Origin of the sequence: Pseudomonas brassicacearum, from assembly GCF_009601685.2 — a bacterium.
Lineage (GTDB): Bacteria > Pseudomonadota > Gammaproteobacteria > Pseudomonadales > Pseudomonadaceae > Aquipseudomonas > Aquipseudomonas kilonensis_B.
In genome coordinates this window covers 260,457-275,295 of record NZ_CP045701.2, presented here as the reverse complement: position 1 = coordinate 275,295, position 14,839 = coordinate 260,457, and the positions used below count along the sequence as shown (strand labels likewise).

Here is a 14,839-nt window from a genome sequence, read left to right as displayed (position 1 = left end):
AGGGATGCCCGATGTTTTATGTGCAACGCAATGCACAAGGCCTGCTGGTGCGCGTAGAAGCCACCGCTTACGCCGAGGCCAGCGAAACCTTGCCGGCCGACAACCACGAGATCCAGGACTGGTTCGCCAACCAGGCGGTGGAAAACAGCCTCAAGCAGCTCAAGCAAAGCGACCTGGAGATGATCCGGGTACTCGATGACTTGATCCAGGTGCTGACCAGCAAAGGCGTCATCCGCGTCACCGACCTGCCACCAGCAGCCCAGGCCAAGCTGATGGACCGCAACCAGGCCCGGGAAGCCTTGGGCGGGTTGAGCCGGTTGATCGATGATGATGAGAAGGGGTTGATCTAGGCCTGCAAGTTATCCACTCCCTCGCTACAGGGTTTGGGGTTGTCTGGGCTGACGCCTTCGCGAGCAGGCTCGCTCCCACAGTTGATCGGTGTTGATTTCAGTATTTCGGCTCAACACAAATCCAGTGTGGGAGCGGGCTTGCTCGCGAAGGCGATTTTCAATCCACCATAGACTTGTCAGCCCGCCGCTTGAACCTCCAGCCGATCCATCGCCCGCTCCACCAACAGATGCACTCCATCGGCCATTCGACTGATCGCCAGGATTACGCTGCGGCGTGAGCCGTCGACGTCGTCAGCCAGGTCGGCGGCGATGGCGCTGATGGACAGCAGGTCTTCGGAGGCGTTGGCCAGGAGGGTTTCGGTGTCGATGTCCGGGGAGACCATGAAGAGCTGGGCGGTTTGGTTTTTTCCCGAGGCTTCATCGGTGGGTTTGGGATTGAGGTAATAGTCAAGGACGCGTTCGGTGGCTTCGTCGAGTTTTTTTGCTTGCTGGGTTTCGACTCGGGATTTGGATGAGGGCTGTGGGGGGTTAGGCGTAGCTTTGAACATGGTTTGGGCTTCCTATTCAATTCAGAGCCGCCCTGGCTCGCTTGCACGCGATGAAGGGTGGCAGCTATGTGCGAGTGTGCAAGACCGAGTAAGACAACGCCCAAAAACTCGGCAGATCCGAAGATCTCCCGCACACAGCTACCATAAAACATGAGCACGAATGCACGATAAGTGGCTGGTGATATTGTTGGGCGTCTTTCTAACCGGCTTGCACGCCAGTGTCACCGTTTTTTTCAATGACAAACCCAGACTAGCCATGAGGCAGACGCCGGACAAGTTCACCAAGTTCGCTACAACTCGAAGGAAATCTCCTAGGACGTTACTTTTGGAAGGGGGTGTATATCCGTTTCTGCGGTAACGGCGGCTTATGGTTCCGCTCTTACAGCGGGTCACTTTCGAAAAGCGCGAAAGTAACCAAAGCGCTCATGCCCCACCACTTGTCACCTCGCTTAGGCTCGGTGTGCCCTCACTCCGGCATTGCTCCGTGGGCCGCCGCGAAGGGCCGTCCATGGCCCAGCGCGGCTACCTCGGCATCCATGCCGAGGTGCCCACTGCGCAATGCCTGCGTTCGGCCAGCGTGGTTAACGGGGCGCCCGAGATCAACGTCCACCGCGAGGCGGCCTAGTAGCCGACCTGGTTCTTGGAGGGACCGCATTTCCCCTGTGGGAGCAAAGCTTGCTCGCGAAGAGGCCGGCAAACCCAGCATCCATGTGACTGAACCAGCGCTATCGCGTTCAGGCTCCCACACAGGTTTTTGGTCGTTTATAAGATCAGTGTCCACCGCCGGTCCCTGTGGGAGCAAAGCTTTGCTCCCACAGGTCCTGCTCAAACAAGTCTGGTTGGTGTACGACCGGGAGAGCCAGGCCGGCTATCAGGCCGCCTCGCGAGCAAGCTTTGCTCCCACAGGTCCTGCTCAAACAAGTCTGGTTGGTGTACGACCGGGAGAGCCAGGCCGGCTATCAGGCCGCCTCGCGAGCAAGCTTTGCTCCCACAGGTCCTGCTCAAACAAGTCTGGTGGTGTACGACCGGAAGAACCAGGTCGGCTACTAGGCCGCCTCGCGAGCAAGCTTTGCTCCCACAGATCCTGCTCGAACAGAGCTGATGGGTGTACGACCGGAAGAGCCAGGTCGGCTACTAGGCCGCCTCGCGAGCAAGCTTTGCTCCCACAGATCCTGCTCGAACAGAGCTGATGGGTGTACGACCGGAAGAGCCAGGTCGGCTACTAGGCCGCCTCGCGAGCAAGCTTTGCTCCCACAGGTCCTGCTCAAACAAGTCTGGTTGGTGTACGACCGGGAGAGCCAGGCCGGCTATCAGGCCGCCTCGCGAGCAAGCTTTGCTCCCACAGGTCCTGCTCAAACAAGTCTGGTTGGTGTACGACCGGGAGAGCCAGGCCGGCTATCAGGCCGCCTCGCGAGCAAGCTTTGCTCCCACAGATCCTGCTCGAACAGAGCTGATGGGTGTACGACCGGAAGAGCCAGGTCGGCTACTAGGCCGCCTCGCGAGCAAGCTTTGCTCCCACAGGTCCTGCTCGAACAGAGCTGATGGGTGTACGACCGGAAGAACCAGGTCGGCTACTAGGCCGCCTCGCGAGCAAGCTTTGCTCCCACAGATCCTGCTCGAACAGAGCTGATGGGTGTACGACCGGAAGAGCCAGGTCGGCTGTTAGGCCGCCTCGTGGTGGACGTTGATCTCGGCGCCCCGTTAACCACGCTGGCCGAACGCAGGCATTGTGGAGTGGGCATCCCGGCATGGATGCCGGGATAGCCGCGCTGGGCCATGGATGGCCCTTCGCGGCGGGCCCACGGAGCAATGCCGGAGTGAGGGCACACCGAGCCTAGGCGAGGTGCCAAGTGGTGGGGCAGGAGCGTTTTGCTTACTTTTGCGCTTCTCAAAAGTGAGCCGCCGTCAGGGCGGAACCCTAAGTGGCCGTTACCGCAGCAATGGATATGTACGCGGTCAGAAGGGCACAGGCCACCTCACCAGCCAGCCTCACCCCCAACGCTTAGGCTCACCCACCAATTGCCCCTGAACCCCAAACAACCCCATCTCCCGAATCACCGCCAACTCCCCCTCCGTCTCAACCCGCTCAGCAATCAACGGCAGGTCAATACTGTGAGCCGCCCGCTGAATCGCCTCGATGAACAGTCGCTTGTCACTTTCCTGATCAATCGCACGGATATAACTGCCATCGATCTTCAAGTAAGCCAACCCCAACCGCGACAAGTTACCGATCATGCTGAACCGCCCACCAAAACGCTGCAGGCTCAAAGAGAAGCCCAACTCACGCAGACGCCGGGTCAACTGCTCCAGCACCGCCTGCTCCGGCAGCTGCTCTTCCCCGATCTCCAACGTCAGGCGCGCCCCAAGATTGGAATGCGCCCGCAGGATCTCAAAAATCTTGTTCAGCGCCTGCGGATCAGCCAAGGTCGCCGAAGACAGGTTCAACGCCAGGGACTGCTCATGCCCGGCCATTTGCTTGAGCACCTGTTCAAGCATCAAGCGGTCCAGGCGCGCGGTCCAACCGAAGCGCTCCAACCAGGGCAGGAACCGCCCGGCGGGGATGATCTGGCCCTGCTCGTCGAGCAACCGCGACAGTACTTTGTAATGCAGCACCACCTGGGTGTCCTGGGCGGCCACCACCGGCTGGAAGTACAGCTCGAAGCGCTGATGATTCAACGCCTGGTCGAGCAACGTGTGCCAGGCATGATGATCGTCACCGACGCTCGCCGAGGCACTGTGGTCCAGGCAGGCCCAACCCGGCTCGCCCTGGCTTTCGGCCTGGGCCAAGGCCTGGTCGCCGAGCTGGAGCACCGCTTGCGGCGAGTCGCCATGGACGAACGGCGCCAGCCCGATGGAGGCCACCGACGCCACATCCGTCGCGCCGGTCGCATGCAGGCTCGCCAACGCGGCCTCAAGGTTCTGCGCCAGTTGCAGCGCTTCCTCGCGCACCAGCCCAGGTGCCAGCACCGCGAACTCGCCGCCGCGAATACGCGTCACCAGGTTGTGGGTTTCCGGGTAGCGGGCGCACTCACGCTGCAATTGCTCACCAACCGCTTTAAGCAACTGGTCGGTGCGCTGCCCGCCCAACCGCTGGTTCAAACCGGCCAGGTCCTTGACCCGCAGCAACAGCAGATAACCGGAGCTGGCCTGCTCCGGGTTGCTCACCCGGGCATTGAGCTGCATTTCGAAATAGCGCCGGTTGGCCAGGCCCGTGAGGTTGTCCTGGTAGGATTCAACCCGCAGTTTCTCGCTACGCTCGGCCTGCTCCTGGAACAGCGCCTTGAGCTTCTCGACCATCTGGTTCATCGCCTGCACCACGCGGCGCAGCTCAGGCGTGCGCGGCAACTCCGGCAGGCTCAGGAACTCGCGACGGGCGATGGCATGGGACTGATGCACCATGTAGTCCAGCGGCTTGAGCTGGCGACGCAACAGCAAGGCCCCGAGCACCGCGCTCACGGCGCCACACAGCAACAGCCACCCCAGGCTGCCCAACGCGCTCTGCCACAGCTTGGCGAGGGCGAACATCGGATGGCTGACCACTTCGACCCGCGCCGCCTGTTCCCAGCCGCGGCTGACGATGGCATCGCCTCCGGCCGGCTCCAGACCGATCAGCTTGACGAACCATTGCGGCACGCTGCCGGCATCCGGCGTGCCGGTGCGCTCGACGAGGGTCTTGTCGGTGGCCACGTCGACCACGCGGATGCTGGCGTAGTAGCCGCTGTCGAAGATCGAGCTGACCATCAGCTCGACCATCGCCGGGTCGTCGATGTTCGGCGTCAGCGACAGCGCCAGCGCCGTGGCCGCGTCCTGGGCATGGGAGCGCAACTGGTTGACGTACTGGGCCCGCGAGCTCTCCAGGCTGACCATGAAGCTGCCGCTGAAGGCAACCACCAGGAACAGACAGATAGCGATCAACAGCTGTTTGAACAAGGACATCTGAGCGCGCGCTCCTAGTTAGTCGTCTCGACCGGGAAACCTTCGGCCTGCATTTTCTTCAACACATCCTGCCACCGGGACAGGCGCTTGGTGTCACCCACTTTTTTGTTGCCCTTGGCACCCGGCAGCCACAGCCCTTCGGCGTTGAAAGAGTAGACCGGGAGCAAGTCGGTTCGCTGGCTGGCCGGCAGGATGCCGTCGATCAAGCTGTCGAGCACCAGCGGCATCGCCTCGGGCGTGGCGTAATAGGTGAGCACCATGTGCGCACGGTTCTGCCGCAAGGCCTTGACGTAGGTGATGCGCAGCTTGTCACTGGAGACCCCGAGATGGCGCAGGCTGAAGTACTTGGCGATGGCGTAGTCTTCACAATCGCCAGCCCCCTTCCACAGCGCCTGGATCGGGGTTTCCCAGTAGTCGACCTCGCGCCACAGGTCGATGTCTTCCACGTAGCGCACCTGTTTGTTGAAGAACAGGTTCACCACCTTGAGTTGTTCCAGTTCCGGGATCTGTTTCTGGGTCGCCAATAGTTGCTGCCATGCGTCGATTCGTTGCTGACCTTGGCCCAAGGGGCCATATAACGCTTGCGCCCGTCGGCTGATCTGCGCAAAGTCCCAGTCGGCCTGCAAGCCACCCAGCATCAGGCCGGCCAGCAACAATGCCGAACACAGCCAGCGCAAGGACCTGGGAACAGGGAAAGGTGCAGCCAAGGGAATACATCCGAAAAGGGCCGTTGGAAACTCGTTGGATGGTGAAGCCTGGCCCGGTAAAAAACAATGGCAGGTTGCAATCACCACAAGCAGACTAAACTTTAGTTCAGGAATTGGGGCCGTAAGGTTTTGACGGCTTGGCATTCTGTAACTAACGTTGGCTTGGATCCAATTTTCGTTACTACCAGTCAGGTGTTGTCGTGACACAGAAGCCCAAACCGCTTAGCACTATTCAGGTCACCGGGCCCATCCCGGCCGACCGGGCACGCTCGATCATCGAAGAGTCTCTGCGCGAGGCCATCCTCGACGGGCGCCTGCCTTGCGGTACCGCCCTGCGCCAGCAGGAACTGGCCGACCTGTTCGGCGTGAGCCGCATGCCAGTGCGCGAGGCATTGCGCCAGCTCGAAGCGCAGTCGCTGCTCAATGTGGTTCAGCACAAGGGCGCCGTGGTGGCACCGTTGATCACCAACAATGCGGTAGAAACCTACGCCCTGCGCTCGGTCCTGGAATCGTTCGCCTTGCGCCTGTCCATCCCGCTGCTCGATGACAACGACCTGGAACTGGCCGCCCAGTACATCGAACAGCTGGAAACAGAAACCGATCACGCCCAGATCGGCAAGCTCAACCGGCTGTTCCACATGTCGCTTTATCACAAGGCACCCAACAGCAAGCTGCTGGACCTGATCGAGCGTGAGCTCAATGAAGAAGAGCGCTTCCTGCGCTTTCATCTGTCATCCATGGGGCTGGGCAAGTTGAGCCAGGACGATCATCGCGCGCTGCTCGCCGCCGCGCGTGCCAAGGACATCGATAAGGCCGTCGAATTGCTGGAGCGGCACCTGGAAAAAGCCTCCGTCACCATGCGCCGGTATCTGGAACAGTCGTCGAATCTTTGATCCCACCTCAACGGTCCAGCCGGCGTAAAAATTTCTTACATATCCTTCCGACCCACTTGTCGCCTGCGCGGCGCGGCCTGGCCGTGGCCGCGACTCGTCGTCCCATCAGTTCAATGGCACTGCCATCGATTTGGGCTCACTCTTGCGCTTGTCGATTCAAAACAGACCTGAAGAAGTCAACGCCTGGCTGAGGCCGGGTGAATCGAAGCCAATACGCAAGGAGCTTCGTCCAACCGGCGGGATGATCGGATGTCCGACCGACGTCCTGCCCATAACATAAAACTTCCTTATTCCCCGATCCCTGAAGTGCTCCGAGTGAGGCATTCACTCGAACTATTCGATTCTGATACTGCTAAATCGGAAGGAGCTCCTTCGCCTCAATAAAACTTACCAAGTAAGTTTTAAAAGTACTCTTCGCGCCCAATAAAAACCCAAGTTTAAATAATTAAAAAAGTTGCTTGCCACCTACTTGCCCGATGTATTAGTTTTTTATTCGCCGCGTTACTTCCGGCTCTTTCGACTTGCGACAAGCCCAGCAAATACAGGCTTCAAAAGCCGAATTAACGATTAAAAGAGAATGCTTAAGCCCCTTGGGCAATTCATGGATTCCGGTTCAGGCGCCCGCTCGCCCACATTAAATAACGAGCAGCCTTCCGGACAAAAAATCATTGATGAGGACGTTCAAATGCAGCCATCCAAAGAACAACTATCCCTGAAACTTTCCCTACAAAAACGCGAACTTAGCGAACACCCGGTTTTTTCCGAGATTACATCAATCGATCTGTTACGCCGTTTTATGGAAAGCCATGTCTTTGCCGTCTGGGACTTCATGTCGCTGACCAAGCGGCTGCAACGCGAGCTCACCTGTGTCCAACTGCCCTGGCTGCCGCCGGCCGACCCGCACGCGGCACGCTTGATCAATGAAATCGTGCTGGGGGAAGAATCGGATGACCGCCCCGGCGCAGGCTATTGCAGCCATTTCGAACTGTACCTGGACGCCATGCGGGAAATCGGTGCCGATACCCGCGTGATCGAGCAATTCATTACGCTGCAACAGGAAGGCGTCAGCCCCGAGACTGCACTGGACAGCGTCGATGTCGAACCGGCGACGGCACGGTTCGTCCGCCAGACCTTGCACAGCGCCCTGCACGCCCCGGCCCACAGCGTAGCCGCCGCGTTCGTGCACGGTCGCGAGAGTGTCATCCCGCAGATGTTCCAGCGCATGTTGGACGCCTGGGGCATTGGCCTGGATCAGGCGCCGACCTTTCGTTATTACCTGCAGCGGCACATTGAAGTCGACTCCGAAGACCATGGCCCGGCGGCAGAAAAGTTGTTGGCCCGGCTGATCGATGGCGACCCGCAGCGCGAAAACGACGTACTGGTCGCCGCGCTCGCCGCTGTCCACAGCCGCGCAGCCTTGTGGGACGGCTTGCGCCAGAGCATGGCCCAACCGGTTGCACAGGTGACGCCATGAACGCCGTCGAATACCAATCCTTCGCCGACGCCTGGGAAAGCCGCGCCACGATCCGTACTCGGCCACGGCGCCGGGTCGAAGACGACGACAAGCTGATCTTCCCGATGAGCCGCCAGCCGCTGGTGCACAGCCAGACCTTCCTCAGCCACTGTCCGCAATTGCGCGACTTTGTGCTGGTGCAGAGCCTCTACAAGTTCATCAACGACGTGGTGATTTTCGAGACCGAACTGGTGGACCACACCGCCCGCCGTATCGCCAAGAACCGCTTCGGCATCGAGTTCCCGTTCGCCTGCCGCTACGACGCGATGACCGTGGTGGTGGACGAGGATTACCACGCGCTGGTGGCGATGGACTTCATGCAGCAGACCATCGACATGACCGGCATCGCACCGATCCCATTGCCTGGGCAGATCGAACTCAGCCGCGCGATACCGGCGACCCTGGCCCAGGCGCCGGAACATTTGCTCAGCGCCGTGGAGCTGATCTGCATCGCCATCGCCGAGAACACCGTCACCAACGAAGTGGCGGCCTTCGCCCGGGACGACTCGGTCAAGGCCTCGATCAAGGGGCTGATGGCCGATCACTTGCTCGACGAGGGCCGGCACTCCGGTTTCTGGACACGACTGGTGCAGATTTACTGGCGCACCGCGCCTGAAGAGGACCGCGCGGCGATTGCACGCTTGATGCCCGGTTTCATCGCCCAGTACCTGGCGAGCGACCTGCAGCAAGCGTTCGACTTCGAGCTGATTGCGCACCTGCCCGTCGACGAATCGGTACGCCAGTCGCTGCGTGAAGACGCCAGTGCGCTGGCCTATCCGATCAATCGTTTTCACCCGTTGGTGGGCAACATCACGCGTTTTTTCCGCGGCAGCTCGATGCTCGCGTCCCCCTGCGTGCGCGACGCCCTCGCCGATTACCTGACTCCATGAGGACTTTTCGATGAAACGCCTCGAAATTGCAGTGCCTGGCACCAGCCAGGCCATGGCCGAACTGGCCCGGGAACTGGAGCTGCACGGCCACGGCATCGTGGATCGGCAATCGCCGGCCAGCCTCGGCGCGGTCGATCTGTGGATCGACGACGGTACGACACCGCACGCCATTGACGCCCGCTCATGCCTCCAGGTGCGCGTGGCGCTGCGCACGCTACCCGGCGAGGTATTGCCGCAACCGGTGGTGATATTCCGCGACGGTGCGCAGCGGCTGTTGTGCCAGGAAGTGATTGCGCCGCAAGGCGATGGCAACGGTCAGTCCCTGCGGTTGCGTACGCTGGCGACAGTGGTCGAGACCGGCGCACGGCTGGTCAGCCAGTTATCCCGGGATGAGACCTGCTTCGATCACTGGCCGACAGTGCACGCTGACGCTGTCGCCCCACCTCTGCTCGGGCTCGATGCGCTGGAGCCGCTGGCGTTCGAGCACGGCCTCAATCGGCCACAAGTACCCTGGCTGCTGGCCGCCGCCGATGTGCCGGTGATGCACAGCATCGAACAGCGCATGCTCGACGACGCGACGCAACCGGCCCTGTGGGTCGATGGACAACTCATCGACTACAAATCCTTGCGTCGCCTGGCGCTGAGGTTGCAAGAGCCGATGCTGCAAATGCTACGCAGCTGCGAGCCTGCAGGAACAAGGAGAGTAAACCCTGTGGGAGCAAGGCTTGCCCGCGATGAGGACACCGAGGTTCTCAACCCAACCGCGTCATCGTTCATCGGGGGCAAGCCTTCCTCCCACAGGCCGTCCTCCCGCAAGGTGATCGGTGTGTGCCTGCCCAAGTCCGCGCACCTGTATGCGGCGATCCTCGCCGTGCTGGGCTGTGGGGCGGTGTACCTGCCGTTGGACCCACAGCACCCGGCGCAACGTCGACGCTTTATCCTGGAAAACGCCCAGGCCGACCTGCTGCTGCACGATGGCGACAGCGACCTGGGCGACCTGTCGTTGCCAACGCTCAATGTCCATCAACTGCCAGCGCCCAAGCCCGGCATCCCAGCCTCATTGATCCGCCGCACGGTGGACAGCGACGAACCGGCCGTGGCCATCTACACCTCCGGCACCACCGGCCAGCCCAAGGGCGTGTTGCTCAGCCACCGCAACCTCAGTCACTTTTGTGCCTGGTACGGCGACTACGTCGGGTTGCAGCGCGACAGCCGGGCGTTGCAGTTTTCCACCATCAACTTTGACGCATCGCTGCTGGATATCCTGCCGACGTTCATCCACGGCGCCCTGCTGGTGGTGCCCAGCGAAGACCAGCGCCGCGATCCGCAACAATTGGTCGCGTTGATTCACCAGCAGCACATCAGCCACGCCTTTCTGCCGCCGGCGCTGCTGAGCGTCATGCCCCTTGATGCACCGCTGGGCCTGGCGCACCTGATCACCGGTGGCGATGTCTGCGAACCGTTCGTGATCGAACAGCTCGCGCCACAATGCCGCTTCCACAACATCTACGGCCCGACCGAAACCACGGTGCTGGCGACCACACGACAGTTCGGCGGCGGCGACAACAACCGCAACCTAGGCGTGCCCATCGCCAACGGCCGGGTGCTGATCCTGGACGAACAACTGCAACCGGTTCCCCAAGGCGTCCCCGGCGAGCTGTACATCGCCGGCCCGGGCGTCGGCCTGGGTTATTTGAACGACCCGACCCTGACCGCGACACGCTACCTCGACCTGGCGCTGCCCACCGGGCAAACGCTGCGGGTCTATCGCACGGGTGATATCGGCCAGTGGACCGACAACGGCATCGAGTTGTGTGGCCGGCGCGATAACCAGGTGAAGATCCGCGGCTTTCGGGTCGAACCCGAGGAAATCGAGCACTGCCTGCGCGATAGCCAGTTGTTTCGCCAAGTGGCAGTAGGGGTCGATGAACGGCGGCGAATCCTGGCGTTCCTGGTTCATCCCGAGCACTCCGACGGCGCCCTCCAGGCGTTGCGCGAGCATGTGCAGAACAGCTTGCCCAGCTACATGCACCCGGCCGCCTATGTCGAACTGCCGAGCCTGCCGTACACCAGCAACGGCAAGGTCGATCGTCGGGCCTTGCTCGCCATGGCGGTGCAGGTGCAGGTCGACGGCCAACGCCGGCAGCCGCAGAACGCCCTCGAGACACAATTGCAGCAACTGTGGGCCGAACTGCTGGAACTGCCGGTCGAAGACATCGCCACCGATGAAAGCTTCTTCAACCTGGGCGGGCACTCGATCCTGTTATCGCGACTGCTGCTGAGCATTCGCCAGACGTTCGGTCGCAGCCTGTCGATCAATCGCTTCATCGAAGCGCCGACGCTGATGACCTTGGCCAAGTTGCTGGACGACCCGGAACACAGCAGCGCATCGATCCTCAGCCCCCAAGCCTTCATCGATGCCGAGGCCGAACTCAACCTCGATCCGCTGCCCATCAGCCAGTGCGGCGATGTGCACAAGGTGGTAGTGACCGGCGCCAACAGCTTTCTCGGCGTGCACATCGTCGAAGCACTGCTGGCCTGGGGCGCCACCGAAGTCGCGTGCCTGGTGCGCGCAAGCGCTGGACAAAGCGCGGCCGAGCGCTTCTCCCAGGCCCTTCAGGACAATCACCTGACCCACTTGGACCTGGACCGCGTCAGTGTGTACGCCGCCGACATCACCCAACCGCAATTGGGTTTGCCGGATGACGTCTACACCCGCATCGACCGCACCTTCGGCGCACTGGTGCACAACGCCGCCCACGTCAATCATGTGCTCGACTACGAGTCGTTGGCGCGGGACAACGTGGAGCCGATCTTCGAATGCCTGCGCCTGTGTGAAGGGCGCAGCAAGAAGATCTTCAACTTCGTCTCCACGCTTTCCGCCTCCAGCGCCCTGGATGCCGACGGCCAGGTGCTGGAACAGCCTGCCGCCAAGACGCCGCCGATCTACATCAAGAACGGCTACAACCTGTCCAAATGGGTCGGCGAACGGATCCTGCAACGGGCCCGGGATCGCGGGGTGTGGGTCAATCTGTTCCGTCCCGGCAACATCAGTTTCAACAGCCTGACCGGGGTCTGCCAGCCCCATAAAAATCGACTGATGCTGATGCTCAAGGGCTCGATCCAGCTCGGCCAGGTACCGGAGCTGTCCCTCAACTTCGACCTGATGCCGGTGGATTTCCTGGCGCGCTTCATCGCCTTCCATGCCAGCCGTTACCAGCCGACGCAAGCGGTGTTCAACCTGCACAACCCACAGCCGTTGAGCTGGGATGCGTATGTCGCGTCGTTTCGCGACAGCGGCCGGGAGTTTTCGCTGGTCAGCGTCGCCGAGTGGCAACGGCAATTGGCTCGGGTCGATGCCGACAACGCGTTGTTTGGCGTGTTGGGCTTTTACCTCAACGGCTTCGAGGAAGACATCGGCGACATCTCGCTGATCAGCCATGACAACGCCCGCGCCGGCGTGCGGCAGATGGGCGCCAGCTACCCGGAAAAGTCCCCGGCCCTGCTGCGTCGCGGCGCCGATTACCTCAAAGCCATCGACTTCATCTGAAACACCCTCAACCCAAAGCAAGGAGCAAGACCATGAGTGCATTTCAACCCGACACCCTGATCAAAAACCCCCAAGCCTGCCAGGTCGAAACCTCGGTGGAGGTCGCGGCCGACGCGGCGCGCGTCTGGGACGTGGTGGGAGATTTTGGCGGATTCAACCATTTCATTCCGGCATTGGAACGCATCGAAATGACCGGCGAAGGCGTGAGGTCCCTGCGCAAGAAATTCTTCCGCGATGGGCAAAACCTGGTGGTGGAACAGCTCAATAGCCGTGACGACCAGGCCATGCACATGACCTGGACGCTGATCTACAACACCCTGGGCATCGACAACCTGTGGGCGGCCATGCGCGTCGAACCCCTGGCGGACAACCGCTGCCGCGCCACCTGGACCATCATCGCCGACCACACCGACTCCCATACGCCGTCGGGCTTCCGGGATTTCCTCCAGGGCTTTGCCGATGAGGCGATGGGGAATGTGCAGGGGATGTTCCCCGAGGCATAACCTGCCCCAGGGTGGCCTTGAGAGTAGGAGCTGTCGAGTGCAACGAGGCTGCGATCTTTCCCCCAACACTTGAATCTCAAGCGAAAGATCAAAAGATCGCAGCCTTCGGCAGCTCCTACAGGGCACAGGCCAGCGAGACCAAGCCTGCGTGCCGGCGCCGTGTAGGAGCTGTGTAGGAGCTGTGTAGGAGCTGTCGAGTGCAACGAGGCTGCGATCTTTTCCCCAGACACTTGAATCTCAAGCGAAAGATCAAAAGATCAAAAGATCGCAGCCTCCGGCAGCTCCTACAGGGCACAGGCCAGCGGGACCAAGCCTGCGTGCCGGCGCCGTGTAGCTGTGTAGCTGTGTAGCTGTGTAGCTGTGTAGGAGCTGTGTAGGAGCTGTCGAGTGCAACGAGGCTGCGATCTTTCCCCCAACACTTGAATCTCAAGCGAAAGATCAAAAGATCGCAGCCTTCGGCAGCTCCTACAGGGCACAGGCCAGCGGGACCAAGCCTGCGTGCCGGCGCCGTGTAGGAGCTGTGTGGAGCTGTGTGGAGCTGTGTAGGAGCTGTCGAGTGCAACGAGGCTGCGATCTTTCCCCAGACACTTGAATCTCAAGCGAAAGATCAAAAGATCGCAGCCTCCGGCAGCTCCTACAGGGCACAGGCCAGCGAGACCAAGCCTGCGTGCCGGCGCCGTGGAGCTGTGTAGATACCGTCTTGCCCCTCATCGAGCAAGGGCAAATTTTGGATCAAATGGCTGACCCGATTTGAGAACGGCGTAAACGAAATGTAGTAGCTTGCGCATCGCTGCGCAGATGATCTGCTTGGGGGCCTTGCCGTTGGCCTTCAAGCGATTCTTCATGGCGATAATGGGTTCGTTGTGCTTCAACGCTACCAGGCCAGGCATGTACAGACCCGCACGAACGCGCGCCGAGCCAATCCTCGAAATTACTGTTCTGCCTTTGAGCTTTCCTGAGTCCTGTAGCTTTGGGTTCAACCCAGCAGCAGCGACCAGTTTGCGAGGGTCATCATATTTACGCAGGTCGCCCAGTTCGGCCAGCAGCCGCTCAAGGGTTTTCTGCCCGATCCCGTCGATGGTCACGATCAAATCGCGCATTTGGCGCATGTCCGGATCATCGTCGATGTGTTTTTTGATCACTTTGTGAGTTTCAGCAATCTCTTTTTCGATGTGGCGCAGCACGGAGTTGATCGAGTCTTTGACTTTTTCGTCAGACACATCCAGGCGGTTGAGCTCCATTTGCTCCATTTCCTGAAGATCATCCAGCCGACGGACCATTGCCTTTAGTTGGCGGTATTTCTTCGGCTCCGGTGCCCACTGCTGAAGCTTTTCCGCCTTTTCCCGAGCAAAGTCAGCAATCAGTTTGGCATCGCTTTTATCGGTTTTGATCCGACGTAACTCGCTGTCGGCGTAAGCGTGGGTTGTTGCCGGATTTACTACGCAGACCCGGTAACCCTTGTTGTAGACGAACTCGGCAAGTTCAAGATGATAAACGCTGGTAGCTTCCATCACGATCCGGGCTGCAGGCTCGGCATGCTTGTTCAGCCAAGCTTCAAACTCCTTGAAGCCTTTCGAGTTGTTAGCCAGTTTGGCTTTGGTTTTGTGCTTGCCGTTTGGCAGATGAGTGGCGATATCAAAAGTGTTTTTAGCGACGTCGACACCGACGAAATTGGACATGACCGTCTCTCCGTTGATCCGTTTCCGATCATCACTGCACTCTGTCCAACCTTGCGAATGCGGGCTCTCGCCAGGGACGGGCCCAAGATACCGTTCGAACTATACGAGTGAGTGTGGAGGGCTGGAGCACTATCTACATCACAGGCAAAAAGCCTAAGGAGCTGTACGGCTTCCAAGTCCCTCCCTCGATGATCAGTCGAGAACTATCGCTTCTGTCGGAGCGATAGTCGAGATACAAGGAGCTGTGTAGGAGCTGTCGAGTGCAACGAG

Annotated in this window: 11 protein-coding genes; 7 read left to right on the top strand and 4 right to left on the bottom strand. The window is 60.4% G+C overall.

Annotation, left to right across the window (positions count from 1 at the left end; all coding sequences use genetic code 11):
- The first annotated feature begins 11 nt into the window (after positions 1–11).
- The gene (locus GFU70_RS01255; RefSeq protein ID WP_058542590.1) at positions 12–350 is read left to right on the top strand and encodes a hypothetical protein; all 339 of its coding nucleotides are present in this window, start codon (positions 12–14) and stop codon (positions 348–350) included.
- Between the two features lie 176 nt (positions 351–526).
- Here GFU70_RS01255 and GFU70_RS01250 read toward each other — a convergent pair whose 3' ends face one another.
- The gene (locus GFU70_RS01250; protein WP_058542589.1) at positions 527–898 is read right to left on the bottom strand and encodes a DUF6124 family protein; all 372 of its coding nucleotides are present in this window, start codon (positions 896–898) and stop codon (positions 527–529) included.
- A gap of 460 nt (positions 899–1,358) precedes the next feature.
- Between GFU70_RS01250 and GFU70_RS01245 the strand changes: the two genes are divergently transcribed.
- A complete protein-coding gene (locus GFU70_RS01245) occupies positions 1,359–1,523 on the top strand; it encodes a hypothetical protein (protein WP_153387482.1) in 165 nt (54 codons plus the stop codon).
- Between the two features lie 1,364 nt (positions 1,524–2,887).
- Here the strand turns inward: GFU70_RS01245 and lapD are convergent.
- Positions 2,888–4,834 carry a cyclic di-GMP receptor LapD gene (gene lapD / locus GFU70_RS01240; RefSeq protein ID WP_153387481.1) on the bottom strand — a complete coding sequence of 649 codons (1,947 nt, stop codon included), beginning with the start codon at positions 4,832–4,834 and terminating at the stop codon, positions 2,888–2,890.
- Positions 4,835–4,848: 14 nt separating this feature from the next.
- Entirely contained in the window at positions 4,849–5,472 is a 624-nt protein-coding gene (gene lapG, locus GFU70_RS01235; protein ID WP_413468840.1) for a cysteine protease LapG, read from the bottom strand.
- A 269-nt stretch (positions 5,473–5,741) separates the two neighbouring features.
- Here lapG and GFU70_RS01230 point away from each other — a divergent pair, with 269 nt between their 5' ends.
- The 5 genes from GFU70_RS01230 (at position 5,742) to GFU70_RS01210 (ending at position 12,890) form a co-directional block, all read left to right on the top strand.
- A complete protein-coding gene (locus GFU70_RS01230) occupies positions 5,742–6,434 on the top strand; it encodes a GntR family transcriptional regulator (RefSeq protein ID WP_058542641.1) in 693 nt (230 codons plus the stop codon).
- Between the two features lie 685 nt (positions 6,435–7,119).
- Positions 7,120–7,908, top strand: a complete 789-nt coding sequence (locus GFU70_RS01225; RefSeq protein ID WP_153387480.1) for a DUF3050 domain-containing protein — start codon at positions 7,120–7,122, stop codon at positions 7,906–7,908.
- Complete coding sequence (locus GFU70_RS01220; RefSeq protein ID WP_058542643.1) at positions 7,905–8,837, top strand: diiron oxygenase; 933 nt, start codon at positions 7,905–7,907, stop codon at positions 8,835–8,837. The genes GFU70_RS01225 and GFU70_RS01220 overlap by 4 nt, the downstream gene beginning before the upstream one ends.
- A 10-nt stretch (positions 8,838–8,847) precedes the next feature.
- Positions 8,848–12,387 (top strand): non-ribosomal peptide synthetase, encoded by a 3,540-nt coding sequence (locus GFU70_RS01215; protein ID WP_153387479.1) that lies wholly within the window; start codon positions 8,848–8,850, stop codon positions 12,385–12,387.
- Positions 12,388–12,419: 32 nt separating this feature from the next.
- Positions 12,420–12,890, top strand: a complete 471-nt coding sequence (locus GFU70_RS01210; RefSeq protein WP_153387478.1) for an SRPBCC family protein — start codon at positions 12,420–12,422, stop codon at positions 12,888–12,890.
- 707 nt (positions 12,891–13,597) lie between these two features.
- Here GFU70_RS01210 and GFU70_RS01205 read toward each other — a convergent pair.
- On the bottom strand, positions 13,598–14,569 hold the full coding sequence (locus GFU70_RS01205) for an IS110 family transposase (RefSeq protein ID WP_153387477.1): 972 nt from the start codon (positions 14,567–14,569) through the stop codon (positions 13,598–13,600).
- Between the last annotated feature and the right edge of the window lie 270 nt (positions 14,570–14,839).

Coding starts and splice junctions, on each gene's coding strand:
- GFU70_RS01205 (WP_153387477.1), bottom strand. CDS start 14,569: ATGTCCAATTTCGTCGGTGTCGACGTCGCTAAAAACACTTTTGATATC.
- GFU70_RS01210 (WP_153387478.1), top strand. CDS start 12,420: ATGAGTGCATTTCAACCCGACACCCTGATCAAAAACCCCCAAGCCTGC.
- GFU70_RS01225 (WP_153387480.1), top strand. CDS start 7,120: ATGCAGCCATCCAAAGAACAACTATCCCTGAAACTTTCCCTACAAAAA.
- GFU70_RS01220 (WP_058542643.1), top strand. CDS start 7,905: ATGAACGCCGTCGAATACCAATCCTTCGCCGACGCCTGGGAAAGCCGC.
- GFU70_RS01215 (WP_153387479.1), top strand. CDS start 8,848: ATGAAACGCCTCGAAATTGCAGTGCCTGGCACCAGCCAGGCCATGGCC.
- lapD (WP_153387481.1), bottom strand. CDS start 4,834: ATGTCCTTGTTCAAACAGCTGTTGATCGCTATCTGTCTGTTCCTGGTG.
- GFU70_RS01255 (WP_058542590.1), top strand. CDS start 12: ATGTTTTATGTGCAACGCAATGCACAAGGCCTGCTGGTGCGCGTAGAA.
- lapG (WP_413468840.1), bottom strand. CDS start 5,472: ATGCTGGGTGGCTTGCAGGCCGACTGGGACTTTGCGCAGATCAGCCGA.
- GFU70_RS01250 (WP_058542589.1), bottom strand. CDS start 898: ATGTTCAAAGCTACGCCTAACCCCCCACAGCCCTCATCCAAATCCCGA.